Source organism: Xaviernesmea rhizosphaerae (assembly GCF_001938945.1).
Classification (GTDB): domain Bacteria; phylum Pseudomonadota; class Alphaproteobacteria; order Rhizobiales; family Rhizobiaceae; genus Xaviernesmea; species Xaviernesmea rhizosphaerae.
On sequence record NZ_MKIO01000024.1, the window covers coordinates 227,053 to 248,342 of the forward strand.

Below are 21,290 nucleotides of genomic sequence, written 5' to 3' on the forward strand. Positions count from 1 at the left end.
GTCCGCCTCCTCGGGTGTTGGATGGACGGCTTTCGTGCCGTCGTCGCATGCCATCCCCTCGCTGGGACGGGTGCATGCCCGTTTTTCTTATCGTGCCGCCAGTGTCAGCATCGGCCTACACATGGTGCAGGACCGGCCGGACCCCAAGGCCCGGCCGGTCGCTTTTGAAAGGGATCAGCCCTTGAGAACTTCGACCAGCGTCTTGCCGAGACGGGCCGGGGAGGGCGAAACCTTGATGCCGGCCGCTTCCATGGCGGCGATCTTCGATTCCGCATCGCCCTTGCCGCCGGAAACAACCGCGCCGGCGTGACCCATGGTGCGGCCCTTCGGCGCCGTCCGACCGGCGATGAAGCCGGCCATCGGCTTCTTGCGGCCCTTCTTGGCTTCGTCGATCAGGAACTGCGCGGCGTCTTCTTCCGCAGAGCCGCCGATTTCGCCGATCATGATGATCGAGGTCGTGGCGTCGTCGGCCAGGAACATCTCCAGCACGTCGATGAACTCGGTGCCCTTGACCGGGTCGCCGCCGATGCCGACAGCCGTGGTCTGGCCGAGGCCTTCGTTCGAGGTCTGGAACACGGCTTCATAGGTCAGCGTGCCCGAACGCGAGACGATGCCGACCGAACCCTTGCGGAAGATCGAGCCCGGCATGATGCCGATCTTGCATTCTTCCGGGGTCAGGATGCCGGGGCAGTTGGGGCCGAGCAGGCGCGACTTGGACTTGTCGAGCTTGGCCTTGACCCGCACCATGTCCATGACCGGGATACCCTCGGTGATGCAGGTGATGAACGGGATCTCGGCGTCGATCGCTTCGATGATCGCATCCGCGGCGCCTGCCGGCGGAACGTAGATCACGGAGGCGTCGGCACCGGTCTTTTCCTTGCCCTCGGCAACGGAAGCGAAGATCGGCAGGGTTTCGCCCTTGGAGCCGGTCCAGTTGGTGCCGCCCTTGGAGGGGTGGATACCGCCGACCATCTGCGTGCCGTAGTAAGCGAGCGCCTGTTCGGTGTGGAAGGAGCCGGTCTTGCCGGTCAGGCCCTGAACGAGGACCTTGGTGTCTTTGTTGACGATAATCGACATGAGTTCAGGTCCTTCAATTAGGCTTGGATCGCCGCGACGATCTTCTTGGCAGCGTCGTCGAGATCGTCGGCTGCGGTGATCGCCAGACCCGATTCGTTCAGGATCTTCTTGCCGAGTTCGACATTGGTGCCTTCGAGGCGGACGACGAGCGGAACCTTCAGGCCCACTTCCTGAACGGCGGCGACAACGCCTTCGGCGATGACGTCGCACTTCATGATGCCGCCGAAGATGTTGACGAGGATGCCCTCGACCTTCGGGTCGGCCGTGATGATCTTGAAGGCCGCCGCGACCTTCTCCTTGCCGGCGCCGCCGCCGACGTCGCAGAAGTTTGCCGGCTCCTTGCCGTAGAGCTTGATGATGTCCATGGTCGCCATGGCGAGGCCGGCGCCGTTGACCATGCAGCCGATATTGCCGTCGAGCGCGACATAGGCGAGGTCCCACTTCGAGGCCTCGATTTCCTTTGCGTCTTCCTCGGTCTCGTCGCGCAGCGCCTTGACGTCGTCATGACGGAACAGCGCATTGCCGTCGAAGGACATCTTGGCGTCGAGGACGCGCAGATGGCCGTCCTGCATGACGATCAGCGGGTTGACTTCGAGGAGGGCCATGTCCTTCTCGTTGAAGGCCTTGTAGAGCGCCGGGAACAGCGCCTTGGCGTCTTCAACGGCCACACCTTCGAGCGCCAGCGCGGATGCGATCTTGGCGACGTCGTCCGCCGTCACGCCGGCTTCCGGGTCGATGGCGATGGTGTGGATCTTCTCGGGCGTGTCATGGGCGACGGCCTCGATGTCCATGCCGCCTTCGGTGGAAACCACGAAGGCCACCTTGCCGACCGAGCGGTCGACCAAGAGCGAGCAATAGAGTTCGCGGGCGATATCGGCGCCGTCTTCGATATAGAGGCGGTTGACCTGCTTGCCGGCTTCGCCCGTCTGTGCGGTGACCAGCGTGTTGCCGAGCATGTCCTTGGCGTGGGCCACGACCTCTTCGATGGACTTGGCCAGGCGAACGCCGCCCTTGGCATCGGGACCGAGCTCCTTGAACTTGCCCTTGCCGCGGCCGCCTGCATGGATCTGGCTCTTGACCACATAGAGCGGGCCCGGGAGCTGCTTGGCGGCAGCTTCCGCTTCCTCCGCCTTGAGAATGGCCACGCCCTGCGCAACCGGTGCGCCATAGCCCTTCAGAAGAGCCTTGGCCTGGTATTCATGAATGTTCATGGAAAATGTCCTGTCTGGGCTTGACGGTTCGCCGCCTCCGGCCGTCCTTCCGGCCGCGTCAAGGCGCCGTGAAAAGCGGCGCGGGCGGGCCCCTCCAGGCCCGCCCGCGCCCGCCGATTACTTCAGCGACGGAGCGATATTGACGCAGGCTTCGCAGAGGCCGGCCACGGCGCCGACGGACTTCTGGAAGGCTTGTTCTTCGCTCTCGTTCAGGTCGATCTCGATGATGCGCTCGACGCCGCCGGCGCCGATGATCGTGGGCACGCCGACATACATGTCGTTGACGCCGTACTGGCCGGAGAGATAGGCGGCGCAGGGCAGAACGCGCTTCTTGTCCTTGAGGTAGGATTCGGCCATCTCGATGGCGGAAGCGGCCGGGGCGTAATAGGCCGAGCCGGTCTTGAGCAGGCCGACGATTTCGGCACCGCCGTCACGGGTGCGCTGGATGATCTGCTCGAGGCGCTCCTCGGTGACCCAGCCCATCTTGACCAGGTCGGTCAGCGGAATGCCGCCGATGGTGGAGTAGCGGGCGAGCGGCACCATGGTGTCGCCATGGCCGCCGAGGACGAAAGCGGTCACGTCCTGAACCGAGACGTTGAATTCCTGGCTGAGGAACAGGCGGAAGCGGGCTGAGTCGAGCACGCCGGCCATGCCGACGACCTTGTTCTTCGGCAGGCCCGAGAACTTCTGCAGCGCCCAGACCATGGCGTCCAGCGGGTTGGTGATGCAGATGACGAAGGCGTTCGGCGCGTATTTCTTGATGCCGGCGCCGACCTGTTCCATGACCTTGAGGTTGATGCCAAGCAGGTCGTCGCGGCTCATGCCGGGCTTGCGGGCGACACCGGCGGTGACGATGCAGACATCGGCGCCCTCGATGGCGGAATAGTCGCTCGCGCCCGTCAGGTTGGCGTTGAAGCCCTCGACCGGCGAAGACTGGGCGATGTCGAGACCTTTGCCCTGCGGGATGCCGTCGGCAATGTCGAACAGGACGATGTCGCCCAGTTCCTTCAGCCCGGCGAGATGCGCGAGCGTGCCGCCGATCATACCGGAACCGATGAGTGCAATCTTGTTGCGGGCCATGAAGTGCTTCCTTTGCGATCCAAACGTGCAAGGTCCTCCCTCGCGACATCCGATCGCCGAGAACCCCGAAACCTCACGGCGCAAGGAGGTAACCCGCAAACTCTAAAAGATCAATGAATAGTTTTCGGGTTAACAAATTCAAACGGTTAGATATAAATTTTCTTACGTAAACGTAAGATTTTCCGTCGTCATTTCGTCATGATCTGGGCGCGCTGCAGATGTGCTTCGCGATATTCGACGCTTTGCATTTCCGTCAGGCGGGAAATGGTGCGGTCGAACTCGAAGCCTTCCGTTCCCCGCCGTTCTAGCAGCAGCGTATCGGGATTGCTCGCGGCGGTGGCAACGATCAGGCCGCCCTTGTCGTAAACTGTATCAACAAGCAAAATCAGGCGCTTGACCTCGTTGCGCCGATCGGCCGTCAGCTGCGGAATGTTCTCGACGAACAGCGTGTCGTAACGGGCGAGCAGAGCGAGATAGTCGCTGGCGCCGAGCGGCTTCTGGCACAGATCGACGAAATCGAATCGCGCCGCGCGCCCGGCCGAAAGCGGCACGGCGATCTCGCGTCCCTTCATCGGCACGGTTGCGGGGGCGGGCGAAGCGCCATCGATCATCTGGCGCCAGGCCGATTCGAAAGCCGCGTGCGTGGCGTCATTCAGCGGGGCGTTCCACACGCGAATGCCCTCTGTCTTCTCCATACGGTAATCGGTGTCGCTGTCGAGGCAGATGACCTCTGCATGGGTCTTCAGCAGGCCGATGAAGGGCAGGAAAAGGCCGCGATTGAGGCCGTCTCGGTAGAGATCGTCCGGCGCGACATTCGAGGTGGCGACCAGGACGCAGCCACGGGCGAACAGCTCCGTGAACAGCCGTGAGAGGATCATTGCGTCGGCAATGTCGGTGACGGTGAATTCGTCGAAGCAGAGCAGGCGCGATTCGCCATAGATCTGCGCCGCGACCGGCGGCATCGGATCGACCTCGCGCGTTTCCCCGGCCTTCAGCTTCTGCCGGTGCCGGAAAATGCGCTCCTGCACATCGGCCATGAAGGCATGGAAATGCGCCCGCCGTTTGCGCTCGATCGGCACTGTTTCAAAGAACAGGTCCATCAGCATGGTCTTGCCGCGGCCGACGCCGCCATGGAGATAAAGCCCCTGCACCGGCGGCTGCGCCTGGCGACGCGCCGCAAAGAGCCAGCCGAGCGCATTGGTTTTGCGCTGGGCGCGGCTGGTGGTGAGATCGGCGGCCACGCGGTCGAGCCGGGCAGCAATCAGCATCTGGCGCGGGTCTGGCTGAAGCCGCCCCTCGGCGATCAGGGCTTCGAGACGTTTGGAAATGCTGTTTCCGGCACTGGGCAAGGGCGGGTCCGCATGTCTGCGGCCTGACCGCCGGGAAAGACAGGCGGGCGGCCTTTAAAAAAAGGAGGTGCGGCGACCAGCGCCCGGTCGCCGGGCTGGCGCTGCCTTGGCCGGATCAGCCCTGCCGATCCGACGCCTATCGGCTGAGGCGACCGGCGAGGCGGGGCCGCCTTGCCGGGATCTCGATCACGCCGCCTCTACAAGCATTGCGTAGGCCGGCGGCGCGCGCATCAGCGGCTCAGGCTGAGGGCCTGGCCGGAATTGGTGGTGCCGTCGAAGCGGCTGTCTGCGCTCTTGTAGAGCCGGGCGATCGGGTCACCGCTGCGGTTCTTCAGGATGACCTGCTTGCCGGCCACTTCCCAAGAGCCCATCTGCGTGAGCTCGCCGGCGCAGCCGCGCGTGCCGCCGCGAGAGCCCGAGCCGAGATTGGTCAGCGTCAGGAACATGTCACAGGAGCTGGGACCCGCCGAAACGCGCCAGTTGCCGACCATGGATTCCTTCGTCACGTCGAGCGAAGCGGCGGGCGGCGCGGCGTTGGCGGCCGGAGACGGGTTGGCGGCGGCGGTGTTGACCGGGGCAGCCGGAAACTGCGAGGCATTGCCGGCAGCGCCCGGCGGCGGCAATTGGGTGGCGGAGACGCTGGGAACCGGCTGGGCCTGCAGCGGCGCCGGTGCGGCCGGCGCCGTGCTGAATTCCGACATCGATGTTCTCTGGCAGCCAGCCATGGCCAGGATTGCCACCAGTCCGGCCGCAAGGGGAAGGGTCCGCATCATTCACTCCCGATTGATGTCGCGTCGCATATCATCAGTCCAGATAGTGGAGGACCGAAAGTTAATCGAGCCTTAATCTGGACGCTCGCAAAGTTTGACGACGCTGTTGCACCTGGGCGACGCCGGTCCGGGCCGCCGACCTCACGGCGCGGCGGCCTTCGTGGAGCTCTGGCGTCAGACGCGGCGTTCGACCATCATCTTCTTGATCTCGGCAATGGCCTTTGCCGGGTTCAGGCCCTTCGGACAGGTCTGCGCGCAGTTCATGATCGTGTGGCAGCGATAGAGCCGGAAGGGATCTTCCAGATTGTCGAGCCGCTCACCCTTGGCCTCGTCGCGGCTGTCGATCAGCCAGCGATAGGCCTGCAGCAGAACCGCCGGGCCGAGATAGCGATCACCGTTCCACCAGTAGCTGGGGCAGGAGGTCGAGCAGCAGGCGCAGAGAATGCACTCATAGAGACCGTCGAGCTTCAGCCTGTCCTCATGGCTCTGCTGCCATTCCTTCGCTGGCGTCGGCGAGACCGTTTTCAGCCAGGGCTCGATCGAGCGGTGCTGGGCGTAGAAGTTGGTCAGGTCCGGCACCAGATCCTTGACGACGGGCATGTGCGGCAGCGGGTAGATCTTGATCGTGCCGTTCACCTCGTCCATGCCCTTGGTGCAGGCCAGCGTGTTGGTGCCGTCGATGTTCATCGCGCAGGAGCCGCAGATCCCCTCGCGACAGCTCCGGCGCAGGGTGAGCGTCGGGTCGATCTTGTTCTTGATGTAGAGCAGCGCGTCGAGCACCATCGGCCCGCAATCGTCGACATCGACATAGAAGGTGTCGATCGAGGGGTTGCGGCCGTCATCGGGGCTCCAGCGATAGACGCGGAATTCCCTGACAGTCTTGGCCCCTGCCGGCTTCGGCCAGGTCTTGCCCTCGGTCATCTGCGAATTCTTGGGAAGTGCGAGTTCAACCATCGTCAGTGTTCCTGTCCCGCCGCGATACCGGCTACGGCGTCCGATAATGTGATAATCTTATGCCCATGTCCTGCAGACACGGCTTTCGCAACAAACTTGTCGTCGGCCGTTACCAGAATCCGATCTTCGGCTTGATCCGCACAGGCCAGGTAAAGGCAATCATAAACCGAGTGATCAAGCATGGCCGACAGCTCGAAAGCACGCTGAAGGAGATCGCTCGACCGGACGGCAGCTGAAAAGGTCGTTTGCATCGTCTCCAGCGCCTCTCTCGCCTGATCTTCCGTCACCAGTCCTCCACGCACCTTCCTGCGAAGCACATTGGCAAGCTCGGCGAAGATGAGATCCGGCGCTGTCAACGCGACATCAATGGCCACGAGCGCTTGCGCCATCTTATGGTCACCTTCGAAAACAAACCACTTCACCGCGACGGAGGCATCGACGACGTAGATCATCGATTCCGGTCTTCACGCAGCAGATCGACACTGTCCGTTTGAATCACATCGCGCGGCGTCATTGCTGCAATGCGACGCGATGCCTCGTAAAGGCTCTCCTTTGACGCAGTCGGACCAACTTTACCTTCAACGGCGGTCAACAGAAGGTCCTCAACCTCCTGGTCAAGGGAACGTCGATGGTTGCGTGCCAGTGACTCGATCCTCGTGAGAAGCTTCTCATCGATCCTGACTGTCATCTCGCCCATCGCAATGGCTCCCTTTCAGGCCGTCGACGGGCGGGCCGCAACAAAGGCTGCAGCCCGTCCCGGTATTCTCAATAAACGCGTGCCTTCGGTTCGATCTTCTTCGGGTCGATGCCGTCTGCGATCAGCTCCGTATGCACGGGGCGGTAATCGAGCGTCACGTCGCCTGCGTCATTGACCCAGGCCAGCGTGTGCTTGCGCCAGTTGACATCGTCGCGACCGCCGAACGGGCCATCGGTGAAGTCTTCGCGCGCGTGCGAGCCGCGGCTCTCCTTGCGGGCTTCGGCGCCGTAGACCGTGGTGATGGCGTTGGCCATCAGATTGTGCAGCTCGAGCGTCTCCACAAGGTCCGAGTTCCAGATCAGCGAGCGATCGGTGACCTTGATGTCGGGCATTTCCTTCCAGATCGCCGAGAGGCGCTGGCAGCCGGAGGCGAGCGATTCCTGCGTGCGGAAGACGGCCGCGTCTTCCTGCATGGCGCGCTGCATCTTCTCGCGCAGCACGGCGGTCGGGGTCGAGCCCTTGGCGTGGCGCAGGCCGTCGAACCGCGCCATGATCCGGTCGCAGGCCGCCGTGTTCAGCGTCGGGATCGCCTCGTTGCGGTCGATGACCTGGCCGGCGCGGATGGCGGCGGCGCGGCCGAAGACCACGAGGTCGATCAGCGAGTTGGAGCCGAGGCGGTTGGCGCCGTGCACCGAGGCGCAGCCGGCTTCACCCACGGCCATCAGGCCGGGCGCCAGACGTTCGGGGTTCTCCGAATTGGCGTTCAGCACCTCGCCCCAGAAATTGGTGGGGATGCCGCCCATGTTGTAGTGCACGGTCGGCAGCACCGGGATCGGTTCGCGCGTCACGTCGACGCCGGCGAAGATCCGGGCCGATTCCGAGATGCCGGGCAGGCGCTCGTGCAGGACTGCCGGATCCAGATGGTCGAGATGCAGGAAGATGTGGTCCTTGCCCTTGCCGACGCCGCGGCCCTCGCGGATTTCCAGCGTCATGCAGCGCGAGACGACGTCGCGCGAGGCCAAGTCCTTGGCCGACGGCGCGTAGCGCTCCATGAAGCGCTCGCCCTCGGAATTGACGAGGTAGCCGCCTTCGCCGCGCGCGCCCTCGGTGATGAGGCAGCCGGCGCCATAGATGCCGGTGGGATGGAACTGCACGAATTCCATGTCCTGCAGCGGCAGGCCGGCACGCGCGATCATGCCGCCGCCGTCGCCCGTGCAGGTGTGGGCCGAGGTGGCCGAGAAATAGGCGCGGCCATAGCCGCCGGTCGCCAGAACGACCATCTTGGCCGAGAAGCGGTGGATCGTGCCGTCATCCAGGCACCAGGCGATGACGCCGGTGCAGCGGCCGTCATCCGACATGATCAGGTCGAGCGCGAAATATTCGATGAAGAACTGGGCGTTGTTGCGCAGCGACTGGCCATAGAGCGTGTGCAGGATGGCGTGGCCGGTGCGGTCGGCGGCCGCGCAGGTGCGCTGTACCGGCGGTCCCTCGCCGTAGTTCTGCATATGGCCGCCGAAGGGGCGCTGATAGATCTTGCCTTCCTCGTTGCGCGAGAAGGGCACGCCGTAATGCTCCAGCTCATAGACCGCCTTGGGCGCTTCCATGGCGAGATACTGCATGGCGTCGACATCGCCGAGCCAGTCGGAGCCCTTGACGGTGTCGTAGAGGTGCCACTGCCAGCAGTCCGGCGTCATGTTGGTGAGCGAGGCGGCGATGCCGCCCTGCGCCGCGACCGTATGCGAGCGGGTGGGGAAGACCTTGGTGATGCAGGCGGTGCGCAGACCCTGTTCGGCCATGCCGAGCGTTGCGCGCAGACCGGCGCCGCCGGCACCCACGACGACGACGTCGTAGGCATGGTCGACATAGCGATAGGCCGGGCTTGCGCCGGCGGAAGACGATACGGAAGCCATGTTCGAATTATCCCGCGAAAGCGATCTTCAGCGCGGCGAAAAGACAGAGCCCGCCGATGAAGAGCGAAAAGAAGGCGTTGAGCAGCAGAAGAGCGACCTTGAGGCCTTCGGAATGGATGTAGTCCTGGATGATCTCTTCCATGCCGAGCTGCATGTGGACGATCGAGGCGACGATTGTCAGGGCCGTGATCACGCAGACGAAGGGATTGACCAGCGCGGCGACGACAACCTCATAGGGCGCGCCGGCATGGGCGATCAGGAAGACGATGTAGAACAGCGTCAGCGGCACGAGCACGACGGCCGTCGTGCGTACGCGCCAGAAATGTTCGGTGCCGGATTTGGCGGAGCCGAGGCCGCGGACCTTGGCGAGGGGGGTGCGCATATCCATGTCGTTTGTCCTTGGGGCCGGGGTCAGCGCACGATGAGGATCGCGATCCAGACGAGGACCGTGAGTGCGGCGGAGCTGATGACGCTCAGGCGTGCCAGCTTGTTGGCGAAGTGCTTCTCGAAGCCGTAGCCCAGATCCCAGGCGATATGGCGCAGGCCGCCAAGCAGGTGGTGGATCATGGCCCAGGTATAGCCGAACAGCACGAGTTGGCCGAGGAAGGAGCCATAGATCGCATTGACCCAGTCGAAGCTCTCCTTGCCGGAGGCGGCGGCAACCAGCCAGGCGGCCACGAGGATCGTGCCGAAATAGAGCGCGCCGCCGGTGATGCGATGCACGATCGACATCGCCATGGTGGGCACGAATTTATAGATCTGAAGATGCGGCGAAAGCGGCCGGCCGTTTGTGACGTTCGACATCGGGACCTCACGGGGAAGCGCCGAGCCGCGCCTCCGCCCCCCAGGACGAAGACGGAATGAAGAAGGACGGACCGGCGGGCACTGTTGTGCACAACTTGCTCACGCCGAGCTTTAATCATCCCGCGCGGCATCGACAAGCCCGTTTGCGTCGCAGCAGGAATTTAATCGATTAGGCGATCTGCGCTCTTTGTCGCAGTCGCCGGGCGCAGCCGGGAGGTGTTAACCGTTTGGCAATGTTTTGGCTTTTGCCGCGTGACTTTCAGCTGCGAGCGCCCGATCTTCACCCTCATGTTTCCTTGTCGCCGGGAGGTCTTTCATGGCGTTTGTTGCTCGTCTTCGCCTTGCGGCGCTGCTTTTTCTTGGCGCCTCCAGCGCGCTGTCCGGCCAGCCGGTATGGGCGATGGACAGCGCCACGCCCGGCATCTCATCCTCCGAACGGCCGATCATCGGCCGACCGGCGCGTCATTCGCAAGGCAGCTGGAGCGGGCGTGCGCCCCGGCGCTCGACGGTTACGGTCGAGCGCAGCTGGAGCCCCGGCTTTCGCGATCCGCTCTGGCGCGAGGGGGGACGCCGCCGCGCCGATCCGCTCGGCGGCACCTATGTCGGCCTCGATGTCTGGCGTGATCGCGGCAATGGCGTCTTTGTCCGGGGCGGCGCCCATTATGGCGGCGATGCGGGCGGGTGGTCACCGCTGGTGCAGCCGCGCATCATCCGCGTGACGCCTTCGACGCATTCCTGCTCGATGGAAGCCGGCGTCTGCGTGGTTCGTGGGCAGTGATGGGTCAGGCGGATCGGCTGCTACGGTGATTCACGTGAGACACGGTGCCTGCTAGAGCATCGGACTAAAAATCATACGCAGTCTGATGCTCGAGGATTTTGTTTTTGCATCGGATTTTCCGAAAACCGGTTCCCACTTTTCGGTCCGATGCTCTAAACACGGTGCCGGGCGCCGTCAGCCCGGTCGCGCGGGTGCTTTGCCGGCAAACTGCCAGACCGTCGTGCGCTTCACCTCGCTGTCCTCAAGCGCGCGGGTGACGGGCACCTGATAGGTGGCGCGCTCTACCAGGCGGTCGCGCGGGCAATAGGCCCGGCCGGGATCGCCCACCAGCACCAGGATGCCGCTTCCGGCAAGCTGTTCGAGCCAGGGCAGCAGGCGGTCGGCGAAGCCCTTGTCGTAGAACACGTCGCCGGCCAGTAGCACCTCGGCATCAAGGGGTTGGCCGATCAGGTCCCGACCGGTGAAATCGACCGCCACGCCGTTCAGCCCGGCATTGAGCCGGATGGCGGTTTCGGTCCAGGGATCGATGTCGGCGGCCGTAACGCTCCTCGCGCCGGCCATGGCCGCCGCGATCGCCACCAGGCCGGAGCCACTGGCAAAATCGACCACCCGCCGGCCGGCCACCAGCGCGGGATGATCGAGCAGATGGCGCGCCAGCCCCTGGCCGCCCGCCCAGGCAAAGGCCCAGAAGGGCGGCGGCAGGCCGATCGCCTCGAGCTCCTCCTCGGTTTTCAGCCAGAGCTCATGCGCCTCGTCGGCCAGATGCAGCCGGATCTCCGGCACATGCGGCGGGCAGGCAATGCCTGTATTGGCGCGGATGAAGTGTTCGGGATCGGTCTTCACGGGGCAGGGCTTGGCCGTTTCATACGGTTTCCGGCTGATCGCTTCGCGAACCGGAAACAAGAACCAACGAAAATCTCTGGCCGGAAGGCCAGATGTTCGATGGACGGAATAGGGTTCCGGTCTGATCAACCGGAAACCGTATCAGGCCGAACGCGGCGGCGGTTCGAGCCCGCCCATGCGGCAGACCTCGTCCCATTCCGCCTCGGTCACCGGCTGCACCGAAAGCCGCATGGAGGTGACCAGCGACATGGAGGCGAGCGCCGGATTGGCCTTGATCGCCTTGAGGCTGACGGGCTTCGGCATGTCGCAGACGGCGCGGATGTCGACGCAGTCCCAGCGGGCATCGCCATCCGCGGTGGAATCCGGGTGGGAGAGCGCGCAGACCTCGGTGATGCCGACGATCTCCAGCCCCTCGTTGGAATGGTAGAAAAAGCCCTTGTCGCCGAGCTTCATCGCCCGCATGTGGTTGCGGGCGAGATAGTTGCGCACACCGGTCCATTCGGTGCCGGCCGCGCCGGCCTCCTTCTGCATGGCCCAGGACCATTTGAACGGCTCGGACTTGTAGAGCCAATAGGCCATCGATCAGGCTCCCGGCTTGTTGAAGACCCAGTTGAACGGCTTGATCTCGACGGCGGCGAACAGGCCGGCCTTGGCATAGGGGTCGCCATCGGCCAGCGCCCGCGCGGCTTCGGCATCGGCCGCCTCGACGATGACGAGGCTGCCCACCGGCGCGCCGTCGGGCGAGAGGAAGGGGCCGGCCATCTTGAGAATGCCCTTGGCGTTCAGCCCGTCGAGATAGGCGACATGTTCCGGCCGGGTGTCCATCCGCAGCTGCAGGGCGTCCGGCTTGTCGGTGCAGAGAAAGGCAAAGAGCATGGCAGCAGTCCTTGTCGGGGGTTGAGAGTGTCGCCGGCTTGCGGCCGGCTATTCCTGGGTGATCGGCCGGCTCATCAGCGCGTCCACGGCGGCGCGGATGTCGAAGCCGCCGTCGATGATGGCGGCGACGGCCTGGGTGATGGGCATCTCGACGCCACGCGCGGCGGCATCCTGGGCTGCGACGCTCGCGGCCAGTGCGCCTTCCACCAGCTCTCGGCCCGCCGCTTCGCGGGCCGCGCCGCCGCGGCCGAGCGCGATGCCGTAGCGCAGATTGCGCGACTGGTGGCTGGTGCCGGTCAGAACGAGATCGCCGAGGCCGGATAGGCCGCGCACGGTATCGGCGACGCCGCCGCGCGCCGTGACCAGGCGCGACATTTCCGCAAGCCCCCGGGAAATCATCGCCGCGCGGGCGGATTCGCCGAGGCCGGCGCCCTCGATGATGCCGCAGGCGATCGCCAGAACATTCTTCAGCGCCCCGCCGAGCTGGACGCCGACGCGGTCGGTGGAGGCGTAGAGGCGGAAGGTCGGGCCGCTCAGCCGCGTGGCGATCGCATGCGCCTGCTCCGCGCTGGCTGCGGCGAGCGTCATCGCCGTCGGCAGGCCCCGGGCGATGTCGGCGGCAAAGCCGGGTCCGGAGAGCACGGCGATGTCGTCGCGATGCAGCTGCTCGCCGACGACCTCCGTCAGCAGACGGCCGGTCTCGCGCTCCAGCCCCTTGGCGCAGACGACGACATCCGCCCGGCGCGCGATCACGGGCAGCAGCGCGCGGGCCATATCCCCTTGCGCCTGCGAGGGCACGGCCAGAAGCACGGTGCCGGCCTGCTCGATGGCATCGGGTTCGGCGGTGACGATCAGGCCTTCCGGCAGGGCGATGCCGGGCAGGGCGTCTTCGTTGCGGCCGCTCGCCTTGAAATCCTCCACCTGGCTTTCGCGCCGGCTGAGCAGGATCACCCGGCGCGGGGTGGGGCCGCCGGCCTGCAGGGCCGCCACGGCCAGCGCCGTGCCGAAGGCGCCCGCGCCGATCACGGCAACGCTGTTGGCATCCAGGGGGCGCTCGCTCAGGGTCTCCATGCGCATCTCCAGGTTCGACGGAGGAGGGCCGGCCGGCCGTGCCTCGCTGGCAGGTATCGGGGGATCAGGCGGCTCACGCCTTGGCGCCGCGCTTGCCGTAACCGATCAGCGCTTCGGCCTTGGCATCGAGCGGCCAGCGCGAGCGGGGCGAAGCCGAAAGGGGATCGGGCGCAAGGTCGAACGCCAGGCGTTCCGCGCCGGCCCAGGCGATCATCGCCGCATTGTCGGTGCACAGCGACATCGGCGGCGCGACAAAGCGCACGCCGTGCTCAGTGCAGAGCCCCTGCAGCATCTGGCGGATCGCCTTGTTGGCGGCCACGCCGCCGGCCACCACCAGCGCCGGCGCGCCTTGCGGAAGCTGGCGGTAGCGGGCAAGGCCGCGGCCGATCCGGTCCTTCAGCGTGCGGGTGATCGCCTTCTGGAAGGAGGCGCAGATATCGGCCACGTCCTGATCGCTTAACGGCGCAATCGCCTGCGCGGCCTGGCGCACGGCCGTCTTCAGGCCGGAAAAGGAAAAGTCGAGCCGCGCCTCGCCCACCAGCGGCCGGGGAAAGGCGAAGCGGTCGGCATCGCCCGTGAGTGCGGCCGCCTCCACCGCCGGCCCGCCGGGATAGGGCAGGCCGAGCAGCTTGGCGGTCTTGTCGAAGGCCTCGCCCAGCGCGTCGTCGATGGTGGTGCCCCAGCGCTCATAATCACCGATGCCCTTGACCAGAACCAGCTGCGTATGCCCGCCCGAGACGAGCAGCATCAGATAGGGAAAGGCCAGCCCATCGGTCAGCCGCGCCGTCAGCGCATGGCCTTCCAGATGGTTGATGGCATAGAGCGGCTTGCCGGCGGCGCGCGCGATGGCCTTGCCGGTCATCAGCCCGACCAGAAGGCCGCCGATCAGCCCGGGACCAGCGGTCGCGGCCACCGCATCCACATCCCCCAGCGTGACGCCCGCTTGCGCCAGAGCCGCCTTGACCAGTCCGTCCAACGCATCGACATGGGCGCGCGCGGCGATTTCCGGCACCACGCCGCCATAGGCGCTGTGCTCGGCGATCTGGCTCAGCACGACATCGGAGACGATGCGGCCGGTTCCATCCGGCGCGCGGGCGACCACGGCGGCGGCGGTCTCGTCGCAGCTCGTCTCGATGCCGAGGATGAGGCTGTCGCGCATCTCAGTCATGGCAGGCAGGTCTGGAAGAGCAGGTCTGGCATCGCAGGTCTTGCGCGAACGACAGGGGCGCGCGCGTCCTCAAAAGGTTGAACCGGGGCAGAAAGGTTGCGGGGGCGGGCAAAGCTCGGTACATCGGCTTCCGGTAACAACGGATCGCATGGGATGCAAACGAAACCTTTCCGCATCGGCACGCGCGGCAGCCCGCTGGCGCTCGCCCAGGCTTTCGAGACCCGCGACCGGCTGATGGCCGCCCATGGTCTCGACGACCATATGTTCGAGATCGTGGTGATGTCGACGGCGGGCGACCGCATCACCGATCGCGCGCTGGCCGACATCGGCGGCAAGGGGCTCTTCACCCAGGAGCTCGAGGACAAGCTCCTGTCGGGCGATCTCGATTTCGCCGTGCACTCCTCCAAGGACATGCCGACCCATCTGCCGGATGGCCTGTTCCTCTCCGCCTTTCTGCCGCGCGAGGATGCCCGTGACGCCTTCATCGGCCGGGCAGGGCCGAAGCTTCTCGAACTGCCCGAAGGGTCGGTGATCGGCTCGGCCTCGCTGCGCCGCCAGGCGCTGATCCGCCGGCTGCGGCCGGACCTGTCCGTGGTGGTCTATCGCGGCGCGGTGGAGACCCGGCTGCGCAAGCTGGACGAGGGGCAGGTGGACGGCACGCTGCTGGCGCTGGCGGGGCTTAAGCGCATCGGCCGCACCGATGTCGTCACCGAGATCCTCGATCCGCATGAATTTCCCCCTGCGCCGGCGCAAGGCGCGATCTGCATCGAGAGCCGCAAGGGCGATGCCCGCGTCGGCGCGCTGATCGAGCCGATCAACGACATCGCCACTTTCGAAGCGGTCACCTGCGAGCGGGCGTTTCTCGCCGCGCTCGACGGCTCCTGCCGCACGCCGATCGCCGGCTTCGCCAGCTCCGACGGCACAACCATCCGCTTTTCCGGCATGATCCTGACGCCCGACGGCAGCCGCCATCACCGCGTCGAGCGGGAGGGGCGGGCCTCCGATCCCGAAGCGATCGGCCGGGCGGCGGGCGAGGCGGTGAAGGCCGAGGCGGGGCCGGATTTCTTCGCCAGCTGGAGCTGAGCCGATGCGGGTGCTGGTCACCCGGCCGGCGCCCGCTTGCGCGCGCACGGCGGCAAGGCTCGCCGAACGCGGCCATCACCCCATCCTCCTGCCGCTGACCGAGGCGCGGCATGATGCCGCAGCGGTGCAATCCGCGCTGTCGCAGCCGTTCCCGGCCCTGGCGCTCACCAGCGGCGAGGCCGTAGCGGCGCTGTCGATCCTGCCCGATGCCGCTTCCAGGATCGGCGCCCGGCCTGTCTTCTGCGTGGGGGCTGCGACGGCGCGGGCCGCGCGCACGCTCGGCCTCTCCCAGGTGATCACCGGTCCGGGCGATGGCGAGGGTCTTGCGCACGAAATTCTGGCCCGGGAGACGCTGGCCCGCTCCAGCATTGCAGCGCGGCATGCGGAGGGCGCGCCGCCGCTCCTCTATCTCGCGGGTCGGCCGAGGGCTCCGGCCTTCGAGGCGGCTCTGGCCGAAGCAGGTCTCGCCGTGGTCACGGTCGAGGCCTATGCGATGCAGGCCTGCCCGATCGATGCCGGCCGCCTGCGCGCAGCCGTGGTTGGGCAGGCGCCGCAGGCCGCGCTGTTCTATTCGCGGGAGGCGCCCCTACGGCTGGCGGCGCTGGCGGTGGAGCAGGCGCTCGTGCCTGCCTTTTGCCGCATTCTTTGCATGAGCCCGCGCGTGGCCGATGCCGTTCCCGCCGCATGGGGGCCTGTTCTGGTGCCGCCATCGCCTGACGAGGACACTCTTCTTGCCCTTCTGGCCTGAGATTTCCGGCTTTGCGCAAAGAAGCATGGGACGTCTTTCACCAAATCGCCGGAAAGGGCTTTTCCTCTTGGGGGCAGGTCTCTACCTTCTGACAGTGGACGATCATGGACGGCACGCGCCCGGCCGGCCCGAATGGCCGCCGCAAGGCCGCTCCTGATCCCTCGAGCCCCCGCATTCGCGGCGGCCGGTGCGCCGCCCGGCAGGAGAGCCGGCGCGCCCCGCCCGCCGCATCTCAAGACGAGAGACGATCATGGAACCGGAAAAGCCGCCACGTCGCCAGACGTCCGACAAGACACCGACGACCATCGACCTGACGGCCGACAGGCTCCCGTCGCAGAACGGGGCTGCCGAGGATGCCGCTGCGGACACGGCCGCCGCTGCCGGCAAGCCTGAGGCGGACAAGGTTTCCGACATCAAGCCGGCGAATCCCGCTCCCACCCAGTCCGCATCGACCGTGCTGGCGAGCGATGCGGCCAGCCCGGCAGACAAGACGACCGACAAGGGCGCAGACAAGGTGGCTGCCAAGACTGCGTCCGATCCGCTCAAGGCCGATCCTCTCAAGGCAGGCCCCTCCAAGGCGGGCGATCCGCTCGCGGCGCCGTCTTCCGGGGCGCAGGCCGCCCCGGTGCGGGCTTGGGACAGGCCGAGCGATCTTCCGGGCGCCAGCAAGCCGGGCACCTCCGCCAGCACGGCGCAGAAGGATGCTTCAGCCAAGGACGACAAGGCCGCCCGGACAGGCCCGGCGTCGACGACCGGCTCGGCGTCGACGACTGCCTCGTCCTCCGTTCCGCCGTCGGGCGCTACGGCGACGGGCGCGGGCAGGAGTGGGGCCGGCGGCTCGAATGGTTCGGGCGCCAAGGGGTTGGCCGCGGGTATTCTCGGCGGATTGATCGTGCTGATTGGCGCAGGTGCGCTGCAATATGGCGGCATCTTGCCGTCACTCTCGCCGGATAGCCGGCAGAATTCCGAGGAAATCGAGGCGCTGCGCGGCGAGATCGCCCGGGTGGAGCAGGGCGCCGGCCAGATCACGGCGCTCAAGGGAACGGTGGACGCGCTGCAGGCGCAGATCGCCGCCCTGCGCCAGGCGGATGACGCCATGACGGCGCGGGTCGAGGCGGCCGAGCGCAAGGCCGAGGCCCCGACGAGCGAGGTGCAGCTGGCGCGCGCGGTGGCCGTTGCCGCGCTGAAGACGGCGATCGACCGGGGCGGTCCGTTCCAGTCGGAGCTTGAGGCCGCAAAAGCGGTCAATCCGGACGAGGCGGCCTTGGGCGAGCTTTCTGCCGATGCCAGCGGCGGCCTGCCGTCGCGGCGCGAGCTGGTCGATAGCTTCCCCGCCGTGGCGGACCGGATGCTCTCGGCGGTGCGTACTCCGGGCAGCACGGACGGCGGCTTCTTGACGCGGCTGATGGGCAGCGCCGAAAGCCTCGTGCGGATGCGCCCGGTCGGCGACCCCAAGGGAAACGAGCCCGCCGATATCGTGGCGAGGATCGAGAACCGCCTGTCGAGCGGCGACCTGCGGGGCGCCCAGGCCGAATGGCAGGGTCTGCCCGAGGCCGCGCAAGCTGCGGGCAAGAGCTTCAAGGACCAGCTCGACCAGCGCCTGCGGGTCGAGGAGATCGTCGGCCGACTGATGGCTGGCGCCACCGCAGCCAAGCAAGGGTAAGGCAAGAGCGATCATGATCAAAATCCTGTTCTACGTCCTGATCGTCCTCGGCCTGGCTGCCGGCTTTTCCTGGCTGGCCGACCGCCCTGGCGACGTGACGCTGGTCTTCGATGGCCAGCGCATAGAAACCAGCCTGGTGGTGGCGGCCGCCGCGCTCATCCTGCTTGTGGTTGCGATCATCGTGGCCATCTGGCTCGTGCGCACGCTCATCGGCTCGCCCGGTGCCGTCAGCCGCTTCTGGCGCCGGCGCCGGCGCGATCGCGGCTATGAGGCGCTGTCTGCCGGCCTGGTGGCGGCCGGATCCGGCGATGCCGTGCAGGCCCGCAAGATGGGCGCCAAGGCGCGCAGCCTTCTCGGCGCGCGGCGCGAGCCGCTGGTGCATCTCCTGGAAGCGCAGACGGCGCTGCTCGACGGCCGGCACGACGATGCCCGCCGCGCCTTCGAGGTCATGTCCGAGCAGGACGAGACCAAGGCGCTGGGTCTGCGCGGTCTTTATCTCGAAGCCAAGCGGCTGGGGGCCGACGAGGCGGCCCGCCAATATGCCGCAAAGGCAGCCGAAGGCGCGCCGCAGCTCGGCTGGGCCGTTCTGGCCACGCTGGACGAGCGCGCGCGCGCCGGCGACTGGGACGAGGCGCTGCGCCTTCTCGAAGTCAGCCGTCGCCACCGCGCGATCGACAAGCGCGAATTCCGCCACAAGCGGGCGACGCTCCTGACCGCGCGGGCCCGCGCCGAAATGGACAATGATCCGCGCACCGCGCGCGACGATGCCCTGACCGCGCTGAAACTCGATCCGGGTCTCGTGCCCGCTGCGGTGGTCGCCGCGAGCGTCTTCTACCGGCAGAGCAGCCCGCGCCGCGCCGCGAGCGTGCTCGAACGATCCTGGCGACACATGCCGCATCCCGATGTGGCAGAGACCTATCTGCGCGCCCGCTCTGGCGAAAGCGCGCTCGACCGGCTGAAGCGCGCCCGCAAACTGGAGGCGATCCGGCCGGGCAATCCGGTCGCGCTGCTGGCGGTGGCAAAGAGCGCGCTCGAGGCGCGCGACCTCCAGCTGGCGCGCGAAAAGGCGGAAGCGGCTGCCCGGCTCGAGCCGACGGAATCCGTGTTCCTGCTGCTGGCCGATATCGAGCAGGTGGAAACCAATGATGACGGCCGCATCCGCCACTGGATGACGCAGGCGCTGAAAAGCCTGCCCGACCCGGTCTGGACGGCCGATGGGCTGACCTCGCAGGAATGGCTGCCGGTTCATCCGGTGACCGGCGCGCTCGGCGTGTTTGAGTGGAAGCGGCCGACCCGCGCCTTTTCCGGCCGGATCGAGGAAGGACGCGCGCTGTCGGGCGAGGAGGCGATCCGTTCGCTGCCGCCGCTGACGCCGGCGGCAAAGACGCCTTATGCCGCGCCGCAGCCGGCCGAGACGCGTGCGACCAGTGAGGTGGCGAAGGGCGAGCACGTAGCATCCGCGCCGGCGCCTGCTGAAAAGGAGCCGGCCGCACCTTCTACCGCACCCAAGCCGCAGGAGCCGGCCGCCAAGCCGGTTGCAGCCGTGCCCGTGCCGAGCGAATCGGTGATCGTCCCCGAGCCGGCCCCCGCTGCCGAGCCCGTGGGCAAGCCTGCCGTGGATCCTGCTGCCAAGGCCGCTCCTGCGCAGCTGAAGCCGCAGCCGGCGCAGCCCTATGATGTGCCCTCACGCCGCGATGGGCAGGGCGGATCGAAGAATGGCGCGCCTGTGGAGCCGTTTTTTGGCCGGCCGCCGGATGATCCTGGCGTTCGGACGGAAAAACCGCTTGAAAATGCATCCATGCGTCTGTTCTGATATCGCAACCGCGAAGGGCCCCAGCCAGAGGGGCCGGCGGAACGGTCAGAGGCATGAATGTTTGAACGCTTGCGTCACTTTATCGACAGCCTCACGGGTCCGGCAGCGCCGGGCCCGCTTTTGTCCGAGGACTATCGCGTCGCCATCATCGCTCTCTGCCTCCAGGTGATGGAGGCCGACGGCATCGTCAGCGCGGCGGAGCAGGCGGTGATGCGCCAGAAGGTGATGGAGGCCTACCAGCTCGACGCGCCGACCTTCGAGGCGCTGCTGGCCGCCGGCGAGAGCGCCGAAAGCGTGGCGATCGACTATTTCCGCTTCACCTCCGAGATCAAACGGCATCTGGACGAGGACCAGTGCGTGGCCCTGATCGGCATGCTCTGGGAGATCGTCTATGCCGATGGCAGCCGCAGCGAGATGGAGGATCACGTGATCTGGCGGGTGGCCGATCTCCTTGGCGTGTCCGGCCGAGACCGGATCATGAAACGGCAGGAGGCCGCCCGCACGCATGAGCATGCCGAGGACGATTCCAGCCTCGTACAACAATAAAAGGGGCCGTGCCGGCGCGGGCCGACGGCACGGGCGGAAAGGACCGCCATGACGCGCAAGACCATCGATAGCGGGCAAAGACCGGGCAAGCGGCCTGTTCTTGCCGTGCTGCATCAGGAGCGCTCCAGCGCCGGCCGTGTCGGCCAGATCCTGGCCGAACGGGGCTTTGCGCTCGACATCCGCCGCCCGGCGCTGGGCGATCCCTTGCCGCAGACGCTGGCCGGTCATTCAGGCGCGATCGTCTTCGGCGGTCCGATGAGCGCCAATGATCCCGACCCCTTCATCCGCGCGGAAATCGACTTCATCGGCGTGGCGCTGAAGGAAAATGCGCCGTTTCTCGGCATCTGCCTGGGCGCGCAGATGCTTGTGCGCCAGCTCGGCGGGCTGGTGGCGCCGCATCCCGACGGGCTGACGGAGATTGGCTGGTATCCGCTGGAGGCCACCGAGCGCGGCCGCCAGATCCTGCCGGCCTGGCCTGCCATGGTCTATCATTTCCATCGCGAGGGTTTCGCGCTGCCCGAGGGCGCCGAGCGGCTGGCCACGGCCGAGCACTATCCGAACCAAGCCTTCCGCTATGGCGAGAACGCCTGGGGCATCCAGTTTCACGGCGAGCTGACGCGGGCGATGATGCATCGCTGGGTCGTCTACGGCGCCAGCCGCTTCGAGCTCCCCAATGCCCAGCTCGGCGCACGGCATCTGGAAGGCCGGTTCGACTACGACGCCCCCCTGCGGCAGTTCATGGAGAGCTTCCTGCAGCTGGTCTTCGAGCGGGCAGAGGCTGGCTGCGCCGCCGCCTGACGGAGAGGGTTGAACATCTGCCGAGCTGGAGGGCCTGTCATGGATTCTTCG

Annotated in this window: 23 protein-coding genes; 7 read left to right on the forward strand and 16 right to left on the reverse strand. The window is 66.6% G+C overall.

Annotated elements, in window-relative coordinates:
- Positions 1-174: 174 nt before the first annotated feature.
- The 11 genes from sucD to sdhC all read right to left on the reverse strand — a co-directional run bounded on the left by sucD (position 175) and on the right by sdhC (position 9,852).
- On the reverse strand, positions 175-1,077 hold the full coding sequence (gene sucD, locus BJF92_RS08170; protein ID WP_075634241.1) for a succinate--CoA ligase subunit alpha: 903 nt from the start codon (positions 1,075-1,077) through the stop codon (positions 175-177).
- A 17-nt stretch (positions 1,078-1,094) separates the two neighbouring features.
- Positions 1,095-2,288, reverse strand: a complete 1,194-nt coding sequence (sucC, locus tag BJF92_RS08175; RefSeq protein WP_075634242.1) for an ADP-forming succinate--CoA ligase subunit beta — start codon at positions 2,286-2,288, stop codon at positions 1,095-1,097.
- 117 nt (positions 2,289-2,405) lie between these two features.
- Positions 2,406-3,368, reverse strand: coding sequence for a malate dehydrogenase (mdh, locus tag BJF92_RS08180; RefSeq protein ID WP_075634243.1), 963 nt, complete (start codon positions 3,366-3,368; stop codon positions 2,406-2,408).
- Between the two features lie 188 nt (positions 3,369-3,556).
- Entirely contained in the window at positions 3,557-4,717 is a 1,161-nt protein-coding gene (gene zapE / locus BJF92_RS08185) for a cell division protein ZapE (protein WP_075634244.1), read from the reverse strand.
- A 230-nt stretch (positions 4,718-4,947) separates the two neighbouring features.
- Entirely contained in the window at positions 4,948-5,487 is a 540-nt protein-coding gene (locus tag BJF92_RS08190; protein ID WP_075634321.1) for a protease inhibitor Inh/omp19 family protein, read from the reverse strand.
- Positions 5,488-5,661: 174 nt separating this feature from the next.
- Complete coding sequence (locus BJF92_RS08195) at positions 5,662-6,441, reverse strand: succinate dehydrogenase iron-sulfur subunit (RefSeq protein ID WP_075634245.1); 780 nt, start codon at positions 6,439-6,441, stop codon at positions 5,662-5,664.
- Positions 6,442-6,443: 2 nt separating this feature from the next.
- Positions 6,444-6,893 carry a type II toxin-antitoxin system VapC family toxin gene (locus BJF92_RS08200; RefSeq protein ID WP_075634246.1) on the reverse strand — a complete coding sequence of 150 codons (450 nt, stop codon included), beginning with the start codon at positions 6,891-6,893 and terminating at the stop codon, positions 6,444-6,446.
- Positions 6,890-7,138, reverse strand: coding sequence for a hypothetical protein (locus BJF92_RS08205; RefSeq protein WP_075634247.1), 249 nt, complete (start codon positions 7,136-7,138; stop codon positions 6,890-6,892). Before BJF92_RS08205 ends, BJF92_RS08200 begins: the two co-directional genes overlap by 4 nt.
- 68 nt (positions 7,139-7,206) lie before the next feature.
- A complete protein-coding gene (gene sdhA / locus BJF92_RS08210) occupies positions 7,207-9,048 on the reverse strand; it encodes a succinate dehydrogenase flavoprotein subunit (RefSeq protein ID WP_075634248.1) in 1,842 nt (613 codons plus the stop codon).
- A 7-nt stretch (positions 9,049-9,055) separates the two neighbouring features.
- The gene (gene sdhD / locus BJF92_RS08215) at positions 9,056-9,436 is read right to left on the reverse strand and encodes a succinate dehydrogenase, hydrophobic membrane anchor protein (RefSeq protein WP_075634249.1); all 381 of its coding nucleotides are present in this window, start codon (positions 9,434-9,436) and stop codon (positions 9,056-9,058) included.
- 23 nt (positions 9,437-9,459) lie between these two features.
- The gene (gene sdhC, locus BJF92_RS08220) at positions 9,460-9,852 is read right to left on the reverse strand and encodes a succinate dehydrogenase, cytochrome b556 subunit (RefSeq protein ID WP_075634250.1); all 393 of its coding nucleotides are present in this window, start codon (positions 9,850-9,852) and stop codon (positions 9,460-9,462) included.
- Between the two features lie 316 nt (positions 9,853-10,168).
- On the opposite strand from sdhC, the gene BJF92_RS08225 reads away from it, so the two are divergent.
- Positions 10,169-10,630, forward strand: coding sequence for a hypothetical protein (locus BJF92_RS08225; RefSeq protein ID WP_075634251.1), 462 nt, complete (start codon positions 10,169-10,171; stop codon positions 10,628-10,630).
- Positions 10,631-10,804: 174 nt separating this feature from the next.
- Here the strand turns inward: BJF92_RS08225 and BJF92_RS08230 are convergent, their stop codons facing one another.
- The 5 genes from BJF92_RS08230 to tsaD form a co-directional block, all read right to left on the reverse strand.
- A complete protein-coding gene (locus BJF92_RS08230) occupies positions 10,805-11,473 on the reverse strand; it encodes a class I SAM-dependent methyltransferase (protein WP_075634322.1) in 669 nt (222 codons plus the stop codon).
- Positions 11,474-11,614: 141 nt separating this feature from the next.
- The gene (locus BJF92_RS08235) at positions 11,615-12,052 is read right to left on the reverse strand and encodes an EVE domain-containing protein (protein ID WP_075634252.1); all 438 of its coding nucleotides are present in this window, start codon (positions 12,050-12,052) and stop codon (positions 11,615-11,617) included.
- Positions 12,053-12,055: 3 nt separating this feature from the next.
- Entirely contained in the window at positions 12,056-12,349 is a 294-nt protein-coding gene (locus BJF92_RS08240; RefSeq protein ID WP_075634253.1) for a YciI-like protein, read from the reverse strand.
- A 48-nt stretch (positions 12,350-12,397) separates the two neighbouring features.
- Entirely contained in the window at positions 12,398-13,420 is a 1,023-nt protein-coding gene (locus BJF92_RS08245) for an NAD(P)H-dependent glycerol-3-phosphate dehydrogenase (protein ID WP_143523968.1), read from the reverse strand.
- Positions 13,421-13,493: 73 nt separating this feature from the next.
- Positions 13,494-14,579 carry a tRNA (adenosine(37)-N6)-threonylcarbamoyltransferase complex transferase subunit TsaD gene (tsaD, locus tag BJF92_RS08250; RefSeq protein WP_075634254.1) on the reverse strand — a complete coding sequence of 362 codons (1,086 nt, stop codon included), beginning with the start codon at positions 14,577-14,579 and terminating at the stop codon, positions 13,494-13,496.
- Between the two features lie 162 nt (positions 14,580-14,741).
- On the opposite strand from tsaD, the gene hemC reads away from it, so the two are divergent.
- From hemC to BJF92_RS08280, 6 genes are all read left to right on the forward strand, one after another.
- A complete protein-coding gene (gene hemC, locus BJF92_RS08255; RefSeq protein ID WP_075634255.1) occupies positions 14,742-15,671 on the forward strand; it encodes a hydroxymethylbilane synthase in 930 nt (309 codons plus the stop codon).
- Between the two features lie 4 nt (positions 15,672-15,675).
- On the forward strand, positions 15,676-16,419 hold the full coding sequence (locus BJF92_RS08260) for a uroporphyrinogen-III synthase (protein ID WP_075634256.1): 744 nt from the start codon (positions 15,676-15,678) through the stop codon (positions 16,417-16,419).
- A gap of 250 nt (positions 16,420-16,669) precedes the next feature.
- Positions 16,670-18,082, forward strand: a complete 1,413-nt coding sequence (locus BJF92_RS08265) for a COG4223 family protein (protein WP_075634257.1) — start codon at positions 16,670-16,672, stop codon at positions 18,080-18,082.
- Between the two features lie 13 nt (positions 18,083-18,095).
- Positions 18,096-19,895: a heme biosynthesis protein HemY gene (locus BJF92_RS08270; RefSeq protein WP_075634258.1), complete on the forward strand. Its 1,800-nt coding sequence runs from the start codon at positions 18,096-18,098 to the stop codon at positions 19,893-19,895.
- A gap of 57 nt (positions 19,896-19,952) precedes the next feature.
- Positions 19,953-20,441 carry a tellurite resistance TerB family protein gene (locus BJF92_RS08275; protein ID WP_075634259.1) on the forward strand — a complete coding sequence of 163 codons (489 nt, stop codon included), beginning with the start codon at positions 19,953-19,955 and terminating at the stop codon, positions 20,439-20,441.
- A gap of 48 nt (positions 20,442-20,489) precedes the next feature.
- Complete coding sequence (locus tag BJF92_RS08280) at positions 20,490-21,239, forward strand: glutamine amidotransferase (protein WP_075634260.1); 750 nt, start codon at positions 20,490-20,492, stop codon at positions 21,237-21,239.
- Positions 21,240-21,290: the final 51 nt, after the last annotated feature.